At 39.8% G+C, this 16804-nt stretch carries 13 protein-coding genes; 1 reads left to right on the top strand and 12 read right to left on the bottom strand.

What is annotated here, in order from left to right:
* Positions 1 to 217: 217 nt before the first annotated feature.
* The 12 genes from H6541_13650 to H6541_13595 form a co-directional block, all read right to left on the bottom strand.
* Positions 218 to 736: a hypothetical protein gene (locus H6541_13650; protein ID MCB9016828.1), complete on the bottom strand. Its 519-nt coding sequence runs from the start codon at positions 734 to 736 to the stop codon at positions 218 to 220.
* A 14-nt stretch (positions 737 to 750) separates the two neighbouring features.
* Positions 751 to 1170, bottom strand: a complete 420-nt coding sequence (locus H6541_13645) for a hypothetical protein (protein MCB9016827.1) — start codon at positions 1168 to 1170, stop codon at positions 751 to 753.
* Positions 1170 to 1979: a hypothetical protein gene (locus tag H6541_13640; protein ID MCB9016826.1), complete on the bottom strand. Its 810-nt coding sequence runs from the start codon at positions 1977 to 1979 to the stop codon at positions 1170 to 1172. Before H6541_13640 ends, H6541_13645 begins: the two co-directional genes overlap by 1 nt.
* A gap of 271 nt (positions 1980 to 2250) precedes the next feature.
* Positions 2251 to 2877 carry a hypothetical protein gene (locus tag H6541_13635; protein ID MCB9016825.1) on the bottom strand — a complete coding sequence of 209 codons (627 nt, stop codon included), beginning with the start codon at positions 2875 to 2877 and terminating at the stop codon, positions 2251 to 2253.
* A 127-nt stretch (positions 2878 to 3004) separates the two neighbouring features.
* On the bottom strand, positions 3005 to 4285 hold the full coding sequence (locus tag H6541_13630) for a hypothetical protein (protein MCB9016824.1): 1281 nt from the start codon (positions 4283 to 4285) through the stop codon (positions 3005 to 3007).
* Positions 4286 to 4330: 45 nt separating this feature from the next.
* On the bottom strand, positions 4331 to 4480 hold the full coding sequence (locus H6541_13625) for a hypothetical protein (protein ID MCB9016823.1): 150 nt from the start codon (positions 4478 to 4480) through the stop codon (positions 4331 to 4333).
* A gap of 1 nt (position 4481) precedes the next feature.
* A complete protein-coding gene (locus tag H6541_13620) occupies positions 4482 to 6011 on the bottom strand; it encodes a T9SS type A sorting domain-containing protein (protein ID MCB9016822.1) in 1530 nt (509 codons plus the stop codon).
* Positions 6012 to 6027: 16 nt separating this feature from the next.
* Entirely contained in the window at positions 6028 to 7077 is a 1050-nt protein-coding gene (locus tag H6541_13615; protein ID MCB9016821.1) for a hypothetical protein, read from the bottom strand.
* 518 nt (positions 7078 to 7595) lie between these two features.
* Positions 7596 to 8615: a hypothetical protein gene (locus H6541_13610; GenBank protein MCB9016820.1), complete on the bottom strand. Its 1020-nt coding sequence runs from the start codon at positions 8613 to 8615 to the stop codon at positions 7596 to 7598.
* A gap of 13 nt (positions 8616 to 8628) precedes the next feature.
* A complete protein-coding gene (locus H6541_13605; protein ID MCB9016819.1) occupies positions 8629 to 10971 on the bottom strand; it encodes a TonB-dependent receptor in 2343 nt (780 codons plus the stop codon).
* 14 nt (positions 10972 to 10985) lie between these two features.
* Complete coding sequence (locus H6541_13600) at positions 10986 to 11927, bottom strand: hypothetical protein (protein MCB9016818.1); 942 nt, start codon at positions 11925 to 11927, stop codon at positions 10986 to 10988.
* A 3-nt stretch (positions 11928 to 11930) separates the two neighbouring features.
* Positions 11931 to 12812: a hypothetical protein gene (locus tag H6541_13595; GenBank protein ID MCB9016817.1), complete on the bottom strand. Its 882-nt coding sequence runs from the start codon at positions 12810 to 12812 to the stop codon at positions 11931 to 11933.
* 331 nt (positions 12813 to 13143) lie between these two features.
* On the opposite strand from H6541_13595, the gene H6541_13590 reads away from it, so the two are divergent.
* Positions 13144 to 16638: a hypothetical protein gene (locus H6541_13590; GenBank protein MCB9016816.1), complete on the top strand. Its 3495-nt coding sequence runs from the start codon at positions 13144 to 13146 to the stop codon at positions 16636 to 16638.
* Positions 16639 to 16804 lie beyond the last annotated feature (166 nt).

Genomic DNA, 16804 nt, shown 5'->3' with positions numbered 1-16804 from the left:
ACACTGTCTAAACGGCCCAATCAATTCGTTTAAATACCACTTTTTGAAACATTTAGCCATCAGAATGATGAGTATAAATACCCATAAAAAAAGAGAGAAACTTCGCTCCTCTCTTTTTAAAAGTAAATAAATACCATCAAAAGTTTACAAATAAAAAAGCCCCTTTATGAACTGTACCCCAAATGTTGTGTCTATACTTTGGGGAGTCACAGTAAAATCAACAAGCCTCCGCTGCCGTGCGATTGCATCGCGTGGCATTACTTAACAATAATGATATCGTTAACATACCTTTTTCACCTGCATCATCAGCAGCGCTGCCATATACGTAATCTTCTGCCCTGAATACCAATCCTGCATCAACCGGGTTCTTATGTATGTAATCAATTTTTTTGTTAATTACTTTGTTGCTCCACAATTCTACCGGATGATTGTCATGTCTCCAGTAATTATATTGATTCACATTCGATGAGCTATTTCCTGCCTTTCTAAATAGTTCTGGTATAAACTCTTTCCGGCTTTCTTTCGGATTTGCAATTATTGCCTTTGCGATTGCCTTGCTGGTAAACCGTTTGAAGGAAAAACAACTTTTAACTAACCACGCGATACAATCGCGCGGCAGCAGGGGGTGGGTAGGTATATTCTTCGGGGTTGCCTTGGGAATCGTAAGTGTATATATAATTAAAATTTCGGTCGGAGGTAAGGCAGGTGTGTTTGGCAAAGCTATTTTCAATTTCACAGGCAACTTTATTATTATTTCGTAAAATCAAACACGTTGGTCAAAATAGGCAAGTAAATAAATGGTATTATCGCTAATAAAAGCACAATTATGTCTAACTGATCTTTCTTCTTTTCATCCAGATTGGCCCAGCGCTCTTCGTATTCTTTGTATTTGCTTTTATACTTATAATCGTTGAACGCTGTTATAATCAATACAAATACCACCAGAATAATTGATATAAATTTCAATGAGGAATTTCTCTCAGATGCAGAGTAAAAAGCCAGATAGAAGTTGCCAAAAATATCAAACAGAACAAAAAACTGCAAGAGCGATACAAGTGCAACACCTTGCCTTGGCATATGTTTTTCAGGATAAAACTTTTTAAACCATTTCGTTAATCGATAATACATGTAATCGTAAAGGCACATCAACCTTGAAAATATTTTTTTCATTACCGTTTTTGTATAAAAAACCTTCCATCAACATCGCGATAATCACCCAAATGATAATCAATCCAATCGCCAAAACGATCAGTTAATGAATAACCATCAATTCCAAAGCCAATGTCAACAGCCATATAAACTTTTCCAACATAGGGCGTATTGTACGCTAAATTTGACACTACTCTTGCTCCGTCACCAATTGAAAACTTTCCATCAGAAAAGTAGTAATAACCCGCATTAGACACAAATGAAGCATTACCTATAAAATTAGAAAACCTCCCAAATGAATTTGATACAACTTTGTCACCACCAGGAATATTAGCAACATTTTGCATCACAAAAAAAGGTGATTGTACAGCACCGAAAAAGGTATTTGCAATATCTATTAACGACATGCCTTCATTTTTAATTGAAGTACTAACAATTTCAGCCCCAGGAATATTATACTTTATCAAGCCTTCTTCACTAGACACCTTTACATAGCCAGGCGGATCACCAAACCTCATCCCATACCCTCTTCTCGGATCAGTTATCCCGCCAGCTTCTATATCAGCAAGAGAATAATTTGTATGTTGAGCCCCAGGTTTTTGATAGCTTAACCCCGCCATAGCCATAGAAGTGGCTATATTCATGCCATACGCTTTCCAGTTAAAAGCAGAATTATTTATTAATGCATCTGCTCCATAAGTTATTCCACCTGCAATAGCGGTATGAATCCCTGCTATTGATAAGGCATATTGAAGCATCTGCCCACGTGCATTGAAACTGCCGGGTGCATAGATTATTCTACCGCTTTGTTTTTCTTTCACGTTCTGCAAAGCTCCGTTACCGGTTTTGTACTCGTTTTTAATGGTATAATCAGATGGAAAGGTATATTCATCGGGGTTGCCTTTTTCATCGTAGGTGTAAAAGTAATTAAAAATACGATCTGAGGTAATTCGGGTGTGGGTAGTTTGGGAGATGTTGTTGTATGTTTTGCCAATTATCTGTATTCGTACCTAAACCAACTCTACCAATTTCTGCTCGGGCAAGATCAGGAAACCTTTGGTGGTAGAGAATATCCAGTTTACCGGATGGTTAAGTAATAATTCAATTATTTTTATCCTTTTTATTTGAAAAGGGATGAATTAATACTGTATCAGGAATTATTTTAATCAGATTGTGATTCCCATCAAAAAAGTACCAATTTTTATTATGACAAGTATCTTGTATTATTTCATCTAAATAGGAATACTTCCAAGATACACTAGGAATAAAATCATTAGGATTTGGTTTAAAATATGAAACTATTTTATGGAAATATAATGAATCTTTTCTGTCAGAAAAAGTCTTGAATGTAGAGAAACTTAACTTTATCGTTAACGAATCAATCATTATGAAAGATGATATTTCCATATTAGATGTAATATCTTTAAAAGAAATAATATCTTTTTCTATGCTAATTCCGCCTGATATGAGAGTTCCTTTCATGGGTACATGTAATACATCTGAAAGGGTTGGATGATTATATAATTTATTGTCTCTTGAGAGCAGAGAATCTATCATCATCTTGTCATTTCGTGCAAACATTTCTGTATTAAAAATTTGCATAAAATAAATTGACGAAATAATATCTATCCCAACACTCAAATCCTTATTATAATAATAACCATATTGTGCTTTAAGTTTAACACTTAAGCTCATCAGTAGAATTAAAAACAAAACTTTTATTTTCATCTGCAAAAAAATTTAATTAAAATGGTCTGATGAAACCCATATGTATGAAAATAATTTTCATACATGTTTGTGTCTAAAGCATATGTGGGTTTCATTTGTAATTATTTTTGGCTTTATCTACTCGTTTTTACCATCCATTGGATATTCTTTTAGGCACCCATTTAGGATAAATATAGTTAATTCCATAATGATAGGGCGCTATTTTACGCACATCAAAAAAGAAATCACTATACATCAGTTTCATACTATTCTCAAAGTAAGTTTGTGAATTACCCAACGTTAAAGTAGTATAACGATGTGCAAAATATTCAGTTGCATTTATTCCATAAGTTGCAGTAAAACCAAAAAAACCATGATATGCATGAATAACTTCATGACCTAAAACAGGAACCAAGTCGCCAGTATAATTTACAACATTCCTAGATAACCAAATGGAGGCTTTATGTCTATGACCGACCTCAGTTAACCCAGCAATATAATAATCGACAGTTTTTCCATTCTCAATTCGACTTGTATAAATAGAGCCTTCGCTGTCAACCAAATACTTTGAAGGTAATTCATTATTACTATTACCGATTGTGGTACATTCTACATAATCTTCTGAACCTTGGAAGTTGCTTTTCGTGTATTCATATAATTCTTCATTAGTGTTAATACCAGTTTCAGAACCTTGATAATTTGGGATATATCCTTTCAATTCAACTATACCGCGTCCAGTCCAAAAATCTAACCCTTTCGATTTTGCATCAAAACCCTTAGATATCCCCCCCATTGCCATTGACATACCAACATTTAGTGCCCAACCTTTCCAGTTAAATTGTTGTCCTGTAACAATTGAATTAATTCCATATGTAGCCATTCCACTAACTGCTGCAGATACTCCATTACCAATCATTCCTGAAATGAATCCCGTGCCTGGTGCAGAAATTACCGCTCCAACACCATAGCTCAAAGCAGCTGTTGCAGTACCTATGGCAAAACCCTGCAAAAACCCATTTCCATTTTGCGCTGACATAGCCCCGTTTAAAACACCCGCAAATGCAATAAACAATAAAACAGGATTATCACCACTGGGATCAGTTATAATAAGCGGATTATTCAAGGCATAAGTGTAACGGTTGTAACCTTGTGTATGCTCCGGCAGGGAAACATAATTATCCGGCGAAAGCATACGGCCCAATACCGGGTCGTACATTCTGCCATTTCCCGCTAACGCTTCGCTGCGGGATTTCGCGTTGCTCAACATATTAATCAAACCAAATACATCCAACATTTTCCCGCATTCGTTCCTCTGCGGGATTAGCATCCGTAATTGGTTTGCTGAAATACGCAAACCAAACGGCTGCTTAACATGGCCGGTGAAGCCGCGGTCGAAAAGCGGGATATAAAATTTATAGTTGCGACTCATGGCAGAATCCAAAAAGTAATACAGGATAAATGTATGAAATAACTTTTAATTAACCACGCGATACAATCGCGCGGCAGCAGGGGTGCCTGTGTTGGATGAACCATTGCACGAAGTTTTAATACATTGGGCGTTTGAAAAATTTACGATTATTGACAAGCTGAAAATCATAGTAACCAGCGTAAATAATTTTCTCATATCATTTGATTTTAATTAGTTTTTCTGTTTGAAGCATTTGTTGTTTGTTTGAGATTATCCGGGCAAAATATATTCCACCCGGGAAAGAAATTGTGTTTATTTTGTTGTTTCCCTTTGAAAGCGAAATATTTGCTGCTTCTCTTCCTGAAACATCGGTAATTGATAACCTGGCCTTTTCAATAAACAGATCAATCTGTAAATTATCATTAAAAGGATTGGGGTTTATAACGCAAACTTTTTGTGGACATAAAGTTTGATGTTCACTCCCGGTTATCAATCCATCTTTATCAAGTTTCAGGAAAAACACATCATATTCATCGTCTTGGGTGTTTTTATCATAGCGGTCGGCAAGTATCAAATACCCCCCATCCGAAGTAAGCAGCATGGAGTTGGCATGATAATAGGCATCGCCTCCATAATAATTAATAAAATATGGTTGTAAAGTAGAGTCCAAAGCACCCGCTATCAACCAATTGGGATTTTGTGGAAAGAAAGAGGCTATTTGTCGCTTGGTACCTGTAAAAAATATACTGTCAGGATTCCTGAAGGCAAACGTAGGCCGGCCATACGCAGTATAAAATGTAGTATCATCGGAACCAAAATACTGTGGTGGTACCCACTGCATTGTAGTATCCAGGAACGAAAATCCAATCTTGACTTCCTGATCCCAATTAAGCATTTTGCCCATTACAGCAGCGGTAAGTATCCTGTTATTGGAAAAATTTGCAATGGTAACATTATGTGAAAAGTCCTCAAAAATTCCCTGATTTAGGTCCAAATACTTTGGGAAAACTTTAACCGATAGCAAATTTAGCGCAGTATCATAAACAAATAAATGGCAAGCCCCATCACCTTCACTAGGAAAAGATGCAACCGCATAAAACCTGGTTGAATCAGGTGAAAGGATACAATCCATATAATAACCTGATTCTTCTGCGGGAGAAGCTAAACATGAGTAATTTACGAGGTTTAGTTCCTGATCTACTTTAAACACGAAACTTTTTACTGTATCGCCCCAATGCCCAACACCAAATAAATAGTAATAGCCGTTGAAGAATCGAATAACATCAGAAACATGATGATTGAGGTCGGGTAATACTACGCTCTTTTGCTTAACAATCTCAAAGTCAGAGTTTAATTCCAACATAGCAATCGAATATTCTTTGAAATCAGGAGGGAAACTGTAAATACCAAAAACATGATAATTCCCTTCTCCATTTTGAAAAATTTGAATAAATGAAAGTGAAGTATCATTTAAATAATAAGTCTTGGTCAAAGTGTCAGTGGGGCTAGTAAATTTCCATATCTTTCCTCTGCGTCCGGAAAGATCATAATATGGCTTTGTGTTATCGAACCCAACAGCAACATATTCATGTTGGTTGTTCTCAATAACTGACATTGACATTTCGTCATAAGGACAGCGGAACAACAATGAATATGTTCCCTGGGCAATGCTGCTGCAAGGCAAAAAAACTGTATTCAGCAGCATTGCCGTGATAATGATATTATTTTTAACGAGTGAATGTATCATTGTGGGAAACAATAAGTTAGTCCATTGTAATAGGAAGTATCTCAATGGGAATCTCGGGGCAGGCGAAATGGATTTTCCCGTAAAAGAGAGTTGGTAAATGTTTGATGGTTCTGACAGTTCCATTTGTTTGGTCAGGAGTTACAAATGTTACATCCATAAACTGTTTGTTAAGCGAAGATAACTTGGCATCAATTAAAGATTGCAATTGCTCCCGGTAGTAGTCAATTTCGGGTTGTGCTCCGTTAATGGCTTCCGAACCCACACATTCTACTTCTGAAGTTATTGGGCCAACAGTGGTTGTAGCATAAAACAACTTATAATCACAATAATTGTCAATAACTCCGCCATTTGGGTTGGGATATTCCGTTGGATTTATAAATTTAAATGAGCCGGTTTGATCATACCAAACCCTTGCATTAGGGCATGGCAGATAGATGGCGGGCGAATAATTATCTCTAAGGTAGTTAGGCGCGCCATACTGTCCCATTAAATCGCAATCGCCACCATCAAGAAACCAATAATAACCTGTTTCATTAGTTGCAGTCTGTACATTTCTATTTCCATAACCAAAATAAACCGTTGCTTTTACTTTCACGGCAGCTCCATTAGTAGCAATACCGTTGTTTTTTAGGGAGCACATGTAAAAGTTTTTGTTGCTTAAATTTATCGCTTGAAAAATCTCTCTGAATTTTTGACGTGCTGTGTTGAATCCCTGCAATGCATCAACTACAAAAGCTTTACCCTCTGTGGCGAGAATAGGAATTTCAAATTCAACATCCTGCACATAATAGTCTTTAAACTTCACATGGGAGTAACTATACTTATAATTCATAGCCGACTCAATGGATAAGATAGCATCTTCAATAAGCATTTTTTCCCCGGATTTAAGGTACTTGCCATCCTTAAAATCATTAGCAGCCTCAGCAAACCAATTGACCCGCTCAATAAGCTGCTCATCAGTAATCTGATCAGTGTGGTTTTGTGATTCTTGTTTTTCTTTTGTACAGGTTACCATCAACAGTGATAGTGCAATTACTGCAATTGATTTAAAAAGTGTATTTTTCATTTTGCTTTAGTTAAAGATTTGTAAGGTGTTTTATTGGGGACAAAATATTATTTTTGTAATAAACATGGAATTGGTTTTCTTGAATTCCTGCTTTTCGCGGAATTTAAAGATCAACCCACAACAGCACAATCGACATCTGTTATTTCAACTTTGCTTTCCTGAGTATCGGTGTTTATCCTGCTCTTTTTCACATGAAGAAAATGTGAAGTTCAGAAATGACAAGTTTATTATTGAATTACGTTTCAAAAAAAATGCTTTATTAGTTAATTGAATAAGCGATATATATTTATTGAGGCTTACCATACGGTAGTGTAAAAGCCTGGTGAAGTATTCAATGTCATTACCCAAAGCTGCGGATTATAATTTGCGCAGCGAATATACGGTTGAAAGGCCGGCCTGTCAATAGCAAATGTACAACTGTCCGGATCTTTTTATCCAGCGTACCTGTTTGATGAATGAGTGTAGTGTTTTTCAGAAAAATCTTAACGAGACACCATTGGGCTCATGTGCACCGGATCTTACATATCGGCTGATTGCATAAAAGTTAACCTGTTCCAGCAGCGAATAGATCTGTCAGAAAAGAAATCAGCGGCAGGGTAAAGTAAGTATGCACCCTGGGATTTCACACCACGCATAGGCACAATCAATACTTCAGCCTGGTCGTTTCGGTTAAAAATTTCGCTGAAAGTAAAAACAGCACGATACCCGTCAGGAGCAGAAGCAACAAACAAACCGGTTCTTAATTTTTGCTGATCCATTTTGTACCATTCACCTGTAAAATTCTTCAGCATCACGCCGTTAAACGGAGTGGTCCCATGTATTCCCATTCCACGCCCGTAAAAAACAGAGCCATATGAAATGATATCACCCGTAAGTGCACCATCAGTTAGTGTTTTCAGAAGTTTGTCACCATCTGTAAATTTCAGTTCTCCGGCATACATATCAGGAATATTCCTGTCAATGGTATACTTCAGGGTGCTTGATTTTACGGTGATTCTTACAGGAGCACTGATATTACGCTCAGTATACAAATCGGAAGCTACCACCAGTTTTGAATCAGCGGGCAAAGGCCATAAGTCTTTGGTTTTGGAAGGAACAATTCGTCTGACCTTTGAGGCTATCATAATTTCGTGACGATGAATGGGATAATATATTTCACCCCAGCTCAGTACGACTTTTTCGCCGGCTGCATTTTCAACTTCGACATACAAATCAATAATCGGCGGAAATTCAGATTCATTGTTCTTCTTCAAAACAATATTGTCAAGGATATCGTAAAGGGAATAACCTTCATACTGATACGCACCTTCAAACCTTCCATTTTCGCCCTCAAGCGCTGTTTCCTTCACAACCATCTGACGCAAAGAGAGTTTAGAGAAATCAACTTTCCCGGGATTAGCAACTTCACCCGCCACAAATAATTCCTGCATTTTCAGATCAAACTGTGGGGCATCATCATAAAAATCATTGGTTTGCGCTTTTACAACCTGTGTTATAAAAATGGCGGCTAACAGCATTAAGCGGAATAAGTTTTTCATATAAATATTATGTTTAAAAATGAACAGAGAACTCAGCGGTAATAAACCGACCCGGACAAACAGCATATTTGCTGTCGTAATATTTGACATCCAGTAAATTCTGAATATTAAGTGAAACTTTGCAGTGCTTTTTAATTGGCTTCCAAAGCTTTAAATCTAATGTAGTATAAGCAGGATAGCGATCAGAAAGCAGTATTTCATCAACTGAATTCTGGTCATTGATATACATCCGGCCTGTGTATCTGAGAAACAATCCGGCATTTACCCATCGGTTATTCCAGTTTGCACCGCAGCTCAAAATATGATTAGGAACATCAGTCAAAAACTTACCAGAAAGGTCGATGGTATCGTTCAGCGCAATTTTAGCATAGTTTAGAATAACAGAATGGGTGTATGAATAATTGGCAAAAACAGAAAAGAGCGCATTAAAATCATAACGAAGTTCAGCCTCAGCACCATACATTTCCACCTCACTGATATTTGCCCTGATAAATATTGGTCTGTCACCAAATCCCATATCAATTGTTTGTCCATTACTCACATAATATTGAAAATCTTTACCACGTGAATAAAATACTGAAGCAGAAACAAACAGATTTTCAACAGGTCTCACATCGATACCGGTTTCAAAATTATTCAGGTATTCAGGTTTTACCGAAGGATTGGCAATTTTAAAGCCTCCCTTTATCCTACCTGAGCGGCACAAGTCGTCGAGTACCGAAGGGCGGAAACCATGAGAGTACATAAAATAAACCCGGTCAGTTGATTTCCATTTATATTGAGCCGAAAAGCGCGGGCTAAAGGCATTCCATTGCTGTTCGGGCATACCGGGCACCTGATAGCCAAACATAAATTCCGTTTCGGGTGAGGGGGCTTCAATTCTGAACGATCCGTTATAAAACGAAGCCATGTCGAAACGCAGTCCGGCTATAATCCGGAATTTATCATTTGCCAGGCGTATCTCATTTTGAGCAAACACGGCATAAGTATTCATACTTCCCTGATTGTAAACTATATCTGTAGAAGTAAAATATTTATCATAGGCATCCACACTTCCGTTTTTATAGTCAAATCCGGCAGTTAAAATCTGAAACCGGCCCAGCGGCATACTCATTGAATTGAGCCAGCCATAATCGCGGCGGGTTGAAAGCACTTCGTACCAGGTATAATCATCTTTCAGGTATTCATTCACCTTCTTATAATCTTCATTAAGGTTATACAAGGTCGAACTGATATGAACAGCCCCTGCCCTGCCCTTGTAGCTGAGGGTTATGCCATAAGAATCATGATCGGTGGTATTGCCTTCGGGTTGATGCACTTTTTCGCCTGTTCCACGTTGATCATTGTAATAGTTGATACCGGCTTCAATGCTATGGTTTTTGCCTAATGTCACGCCTGTTTTTAAATTTGCTCCCATCTCCTCCATATTGGATTTGGTAATGTAAGGGTTGGCACGCACATCTGCCTCACTCTGCGTGATATAGCCATCGCTCTTCTTATAAAAACTATTGAAAAGCCAGTAAAAACCACCCGGCTTTGCCTTAAAATCAGCCATTCCGCCTGTATTAAGCCGGGCACCCCTGGTATTGTATGTACCATATTCGGCAGATGCTCTGATAAAAAGCTTTTCCTGAGGCTTCTTCGACAATATATTGATGATGCCCCCCATTGCATTGCCGCCGTACAAGGCAGAGCCAGCTCCTTTCATGATTTCAATTTTCTGAACAGAGTTAATGTCCACCAGATTCCAGTCAACTGTTCCGCCATCCGATTTATTCAAAGGAACGCCGTCGAGCAACACCAGCACTCTGCCCTGCTCTTTGCCACTAAGTCCGCGCATGGTAACATTCGCTTTTGTGCTATAAATACCAAAAGCCCGGTTATAATTGACTCCGGGAGCATATTTTAACACTTCATCAATATTTTGAACAGGTACAGAATTTAGCTGCCGGGCATTGATAAGATTTAGCCTGACAGGGGTATTCAGGATGTAATTATCAGTGCGTGTGGCAGTAACAACCACTTCGTCCATATTGACCGAAACAGGTTTCAGCTGAATTTCAGGAAGCGTATTTTCACCTTGCTTCAACTCAACCTGCATTTGAAAAGATTCAAAGCCCAAATGACTGACAGTAATCAGTACCTTTCCGCTATTGAGATTGCAAATCCTGAAATATCCTTTGCTATCCGTTATGCTTCCTTTGCCAGCTCCCAGGCTTACATTGGCTTCGGCCACTGCTTTGTAATCAGGCAAGGCAACAATACGGCCGGTTAAACAAGATTGAGAATGTGCAACCGGCCTGAAAAACCAAAGGCCGAAAAAGAAAATTAAACTTATTTTGTAAAAATCCGACATAAGCTGAAGAGGTTCTATTTCTGAATTTTTATGGCAAACTCAATACGCCCTGTTTCTGTTTCATCTGCACTGATAACCTTCAGCAAGCCATATTTCCCCTGCTGCGTTTTAAAAGGAATGACCTTACCGGTATAGCAATATTTGCAGTTTCCACTTACTTTATCGGGCTTATAAGCCGTAATCAGCAGGCTGTCATTTACAGCTGAGTCGAAGTCAGCAGTGCTTATCAGGTCATCATCCGTAGATTTATAATCGTAGAGCGTATTATTTTTCACAGACCAGCCTGCCAGTTGTGGATAATAGCCGATGGCAGCAGTATAACCCGGGCAGGTTAAAGTAGGCGACGACAAACCTGAGGTGATGTAATAATACGCCAGAATATCGATATCAGATTCTTTGCCTGACACCGAAACAGCATCATACACCATTCCATTGTCAGCATCAAGAAACTGGCCGGATGTCAGATTCTGCTGAAGCCCGATGGTAACCGAAGGGAAATAATGAATATCGCCATAGTCATAACCTTCGCCCCTGAATATGCGCAGCGTTTTCACAGCTGTATCGCGGTCGGCATTCATCACAATAATCCGCCACAATTCCACAGCAGCTGTATCTTTGGCAAAAGTATAGTCAGCATCAAGGCCTTCATTTCCGTAAAAAATTCCGCGGTCAAGTTGCGTAACAGTATCGCCTGCAGTAATTTTTTCGATTCTGATATACGAAAGCGGCGCCCCTGCACCTGAGGCCAGAACACCTATCCGAATGGTTCCACCAACAGGAATGCTGGCATGCTGGGCCGTATAGGCTGCTCCTGTTTTCAGAATCAGCGATGTGCGATGCAAACTGTCGTCTTTAGTGCAGGAAACGAACGAAAAACATACACATAAAATCAAAAGCCATCCTGCACGCAAGTGGCAGAATAGCTTTTGAGTTGAAAACCAATTAATTAAAACCATTTTCTATTTCTGTACTTTAACAGCAATCTCAAGTGTTCCGGTAACTTCGCCATTCACTGCAATCACTTTTAGCAGGCCAAATTTACCATTCTGCAGTTTAAAAGAATAAACATCGCCGGCTGTCAAAACTTTAGCTTTCTTATAATCATTATCAGCATCATATGCATCTATTACAACAGCATCATTCTGAACAGCATCAAACGCTGCGGCAGAAAGACCCGTTTTAACAAACCAGGTAAGGTTTTTGGTTGTGTAGTTATCAGGTGAAGTGGCCCCCGAGAATATTCCGGTAATATTAGCTCCGGGTGAAGCCAACGACATCATGTTAGGATGTTCAGGTGTATTTTCGAAGAAACAAAACATATCAATATCAGCCTGATGTTCAAACGCCTGAGCCTGAAAATATAGAGTTGAGGCATTATTGCTCAGTGAAAGAAAACTTTCAGTACTAACATTGTCCTGTGCTCCGAAAAGAATGGTTGTATATGAATCCAACGCACCGAAGTTGCCTGTAATGGTAATGGTCTTTGTAAAACTATTGCCAGCCATATCTGTTACAATAACTGACCATTCTTCACTGTCAAGAATACTTTTGATAGTATAGAAATTAATATTAAACGCTGCAGTATTGATGGTTGAGTCCATCACTGACTGCCCGTTGGATAAAATCTGAAACTTTACAAGATTATCTTTTCCATTGCTGTTGGCTGCAACTCCAAAATTAAGTGTATCGCCATAAGCTGCAGTAGTATTTTCAAAAACATAGCCTGCATTCTGGCTGAAGGTAATGGTTGGAAGTACGATTTCTTCTTCGTTCTTGGTACAGCTGGTAAACAAAAGCCCTGCAAACAAGATCATTCCGCAAAAAGCAAATAATTTTTTCATTGTTTTCTTTTTAAAGATTCGTTTAGATTTAATATTCATATCGCAGGCAAATGTATGAAAAGGTAAGACAATTGCAAAGAATAGACGCCGGATCATGGTTTTTATCGTCATTTGTTTTGAAATACCGGGTATTAAAAGCTTTTAATTGATGAATCAACAAAATTTAACCACAGACACATGCATCCATGACCTGATTTGCAGGTTAATACAAACGTGCTAAAAAAAATAATTACAAGCGCAAACGTTTGCGCTAAAAGTTTGTTTATCAGTCATTTTCAAATACATTACCTTTGCACCCACCTAAGTAAAATAACTCAAAACGAACTCTCTGATGAAAAATAATAAACCAATTCAGGCAGAAAGTACTGAATCAACCCAATCGACCCGCGACCTTATCCGCTATATCAATTTGAAACTGGCCACCATAGGCCAGCCTGTTTTTGATGATTTTGCTGAGCAGCAAGGCGATGAGATTTTATCAGACCCTGCCTTTCTTGAGCTTACCGAAAATCTGATTTCGAATTACAGAAGCCGCACACGACTGGTAAGCAGCATATTTGCACCGGCCGACCAAAGAATACAGGATTTCATCAATGCTTATGTCAAGGATTTGAATCTGACAGAAATTCCACAACTTCCCAACAACACCTTTATCAGCGATAAACCAGGACTGGCACGCGTTTTAAGCCTTCCGCCCCATCACAACCATTATAAAAACGACTATATCCAGTCGTACCGTATCAAACAGGGCGTTTTGCACAATCCTAAAAACGATCGCCGCACCACCAAAGGTTCATTCCACATTGTTGAAGGCGGATTGCCCGTTCCTGTTGATAAAATTGAAGTCCCCAAACAAGCCTGGGTAAAATTTCTGCAGTCGGCCTTCAATCCCGGAGATGAGCTTAACCAGCTGCCTTTCACCTCCTTTCAGGAAAAGAAAGCCGGCGTTTTTGTATCCTTGTTGCTCAGACCGGTAGTGAGTCCTGAAGTAAAAGGCGTTTTAAAACGCAAAACAATGGAAGTCAGGTTTTTCGCCCCCGGAAGCCTGGTCAGCAACATTGACTTTGTGGAATCCATATTTGGCAACGCAGGCAATCCGGCCAATCCTGAATGCGATGCAGCGCTTGATCCCGAACACTGGACCGGTCACACCGGATGTATTGTATTGGCGCCTCAGCTCACGCAATTGACCAAAAAGGAGCTGGGACTGCCGCACTACGACAAAGCAACTGAAAGGCAACGAAAAGACGGCGTTTGCTGGAAAACAGAAGATGAGTTGTACAACGGGGGTAATTCATTTAAAATTACCTGCCGCGATGAACGGGGGGTTGTTATCACGCTGATAGCCGACAACTATTTTGGTTACTCAAAAAAGGAAATCAAAACACAAATCAGTTATTCGGCCAACCTGCACGGCCTTGTTGAAGAAGAACATTCGGGAGGAGCCATTGCTTTCAGACGCAAAAACATAGGGTCAAACTTCAACGGTGCGCTCTTTATGAAAAACAGGCTCAAAAAAGCCTATTATTTCAGTGATGTGGTGCAGAAATTTGGCGAAATCATGAACCTTCAGCCTGAGGGGTATGGAATCGACAAAAAGTTTGATAAAATCATCTACATTCCCGAAGATACTGAGATAGACCTATATCAGGGAAGCGTTCAATGGATGCATCAGGGCAAAAAACAGAGCATCACTTTGCGACCTGAACATTTTTACATCTTCCCGTCGGGCCATAAAATACACATGGAAAAACACCCGTCGGCTCCTTCATGGAGGCTGGTAAGTACCCATGCTCAAGGCACTTTTTGCCATAAACCAAGCACCGTTTCGGGAGGTGGAAAATCGGAAATTTCCAAATCGCTGCTCAATGCCATTATTTATGGCTCATTCTTCGTTGACGATTTTGACAAGGACATTCAGGCAACCGATGAAATTATCAACCGCGACTATTCCAACCGCTGGAAAAATCCTGAAGAGCACAAGCCGGTTGCCCGCCCGTTACTTTCGCCCATGCGCACACTGGGCTCGGTCATTAAACTGCTGACCCCTTCATCACAATACACTGAGGAATACAACCAGTTTGTAAAATCGATTCCGGCACATGTAAAAGCGCTTGTATTTTATGTCAAACGCTTTTATCGTCCCGAAAGGCACAGCGACAACTGGAAAGACTACTTCTCGACCGACGTTATCAATGGCCGTAAAGGACATGAACTGCTGTTTAACAATCGCAAACTCAGCGCCAGTTACCTGAGGGTAGGTTTTGCCGACGATAATTCATGGTATCTGCACAAGCTTCGCTCTGACTTTGTTGCCGCAGCCAAAATTCAGATGGAAGATGACATCACGGCTTCCATTACCCTTCCGGTAAAAAACCTGAAATACCTGAATCCGGAATACAGCAATAAAAGCGTAAAGCTAACGGAGAATTGTGAAGAGAAGTTCTTTCAGCGCCCCGATGAAGCTATACATCGCGGATATGACAAGGAGACGGAAGCGGATCTTTCGCAGCGCAATAACTTCTGCTCAAACTACGAACCACTATCAACCGAAGATGGAAAACGACTGGTTGAAGATGCTATAAATTTCGATCTTTACACCAAACCCATCCGGAAGCTTATTTTAGAAGGAAGTAAAGATGAATCAGGATATTATTTTATTACTCCGTCACATCCTCGCATGGTAGATGGTGCCCCATCGAAAAATCCCCGATACCTGCAAATCAGGCCAGATTTGGTTAACCCGGTTGACGACTATCTGGCAGAAATAGGCCTGCGTTTTTCAGGCCGCATTCCTTTATCTGAAGCTGTTCATCATCCCATCAATGCTGTTTTGCCGGGCAGGCGCAATAATCCGCCCGAAAAAGAAAATGGCATCAGGGGATTAAGTGTTTACGGCCCTATTCATTATCAGGAGCTTCCTGAACTGTTTATGGATTTCATCTGCAGCCTCACCGGAAAATCGCCTTCAACCACAGGCGCCGGTTCAGAAGGCGCACTTACCAAAGGGCCTTTCAACATGCTGAGTCCGGTTACCGACCTGAACAATGCTTTGCTGTCGTACATTCTCTCAGGTTACAACGCCTTTTCGTCAGCGGCAGGCCATGTGGGAACTGAAGCACGGTTTGATCACGATATTTCTCTGCTGATACCCGAACTCTGGAGCCGCATGGATGTAAAAGACCGCGACCCGAAAAAACTGATTGCCGAAGGATCTCTCGAAAAAGTGGAAGATTTTGAATACAACGGAAAACAGGTAATGGCCTCCAGGTTAGGATACAGAATTACCGAGAATTTCACTTTCAGTTACCTCAACAGTATTTTCGACGAACCGCAGGCTGTTTTCACCGACAAAATGTTGCGCCCTGAAAAACAGGATATGGATGCTTTTGTTGATGGCGTAAACAATATTGTGGAGGCACAAACCCGCGTTGCACTTGATTACTTTGCTGATGGAAGCGTTGACGCTGCCATTCCTCCGTTGAAAGCCCTGCTTCACATCATGGCATATGGCAATTACCAGGGAAAAACGGTATCGCACCCCGATATCAGAAAAATGTTTGAACGCGATGAAGTCATCCAGGCCGATTGGTACAAGGAAAGATTATTGCACAAACAGGAAATTGAGATTCAGTATCTTGAAAGAAGCCTGAAGTATATGGATGATTTTATGAAATTAGACATCAATCGGGAATATACTGAACAGTTAGACCTCAACCAGCGCAAAAACAATATTTTAGCTGAACTGGAGTATGCAAAATCTGACGACTATCTTGAATTTCTGGAAGGTACCATCGGCGCTGATATATTGTTTACCAAAGCCTGAAGAAAACAACTTTAACAGGCGTTGAAATGGCAGTCAATGTCATTTCAGCGCCTGTAATTAACTTCGCATTAAGTCCGTATTAAGTCCGTATTGAGTCTGCATCGGAGCTTCTGCATAAATCCGTGCATATACAGGATAATCAAAGTTGATAAGAAGCTGACATGGG

The sequence above is a fragment of the Lentimicrobiaceae bacterium genome (assembly GCA_020636745.1).
GTDB lineage: Bacteria > Bacteroidota > Bacteroidia > Bacteroidales > Lentimicrobiaceae > Lentimicrobium.
The sequence above is the reverse complement of the archived record's forward strand: the minus strand, read 5'-3'. Positions and strand labels throughout refer to the sequence as shown.

What these genes read in the sequence shown, in the direction of transcription:
- H6541_13615 (MCB9016821.1), bottom strand. Translation starts at nt 7,077, where the DNA reads ATGAAAAATACACTTTTTAAATCAATTGCAGTAATTGCACTATCACTG.
- H6541_13645 (MCB9016827.1), bottom strand. Translation starts at nt 1,170, where the DNA reads ATGAAAAAAATATTTTCAAGGTTGATGTGCCTTTACGATTACATGTAT.
- H6541_13635 (MCB9016825.1), bottom strand. Translation starts at nt 2,877, where the DNA reads ATGAAAATAAAAGTTTTGTTTTTAATTCTACTGATGAGCTTAAGTGTT.
- H6541_13595 (MCB9016817.1), bottom strand. Translation starts at nt 12,812, where the DNA reads ATGAAAAAATTATTTGCTTTTTGCGGAATGATCTTGTTTGCAGGGCTT.
- H6541_13610 (MCB9016820.1), bottom strand. Translation starts at nt 8,615, where the DNA reads ATGAAAAACTTATTCCGCTTAATGCTGTTAGCCGCCATTTTTATAACA.
- H6541_13625 (MCB9016823.1), bottom strand. Translation starts at nt 4,480, where the DNA reads ATGAGAAAATTATTTACGCTGGTTACTATGATTTTCAGCTTGTCAATA.
- H6541_13620 (MCB9016822.1), bottom strand. Translation starts at nt 6,011, where the DNA reads ATGATACATTCACTCGTTAAAAATAATATCATTATCACGGCAATGCTG.
- H6541_13590 (MCB9016816.1), top strand. Translation starts at nt 13,144, where the DNA reads ATGAAAAATAATAAACCAATTCAGGCAGAAAGTACTGAATCAACCCAA.
- H6541_13605 (MCB9016819.1), bottom strand. Translation starts at nt 10,971, where the DNA reads ATGTCGGATTTTTACAAAATAAGTTTAATTTTCTTTTTCGGCCTTTGG.
- H6541_13630 (MCB9016824.1), bottom strand. Translation starts at nt 4,285, where the DNA reads ATGAGTCGCAACTATAAATTTTATATCCCGCTTTTCGACCGCGGCTTC.
- H6541_13600 (MCB9016818.1), bottom strand. Translation starts at nt 11,927, where the DNA reads ATGGTTTTAATTAATTGGTTTTCAACTCAAAAGCTATTCTGCCACTTG.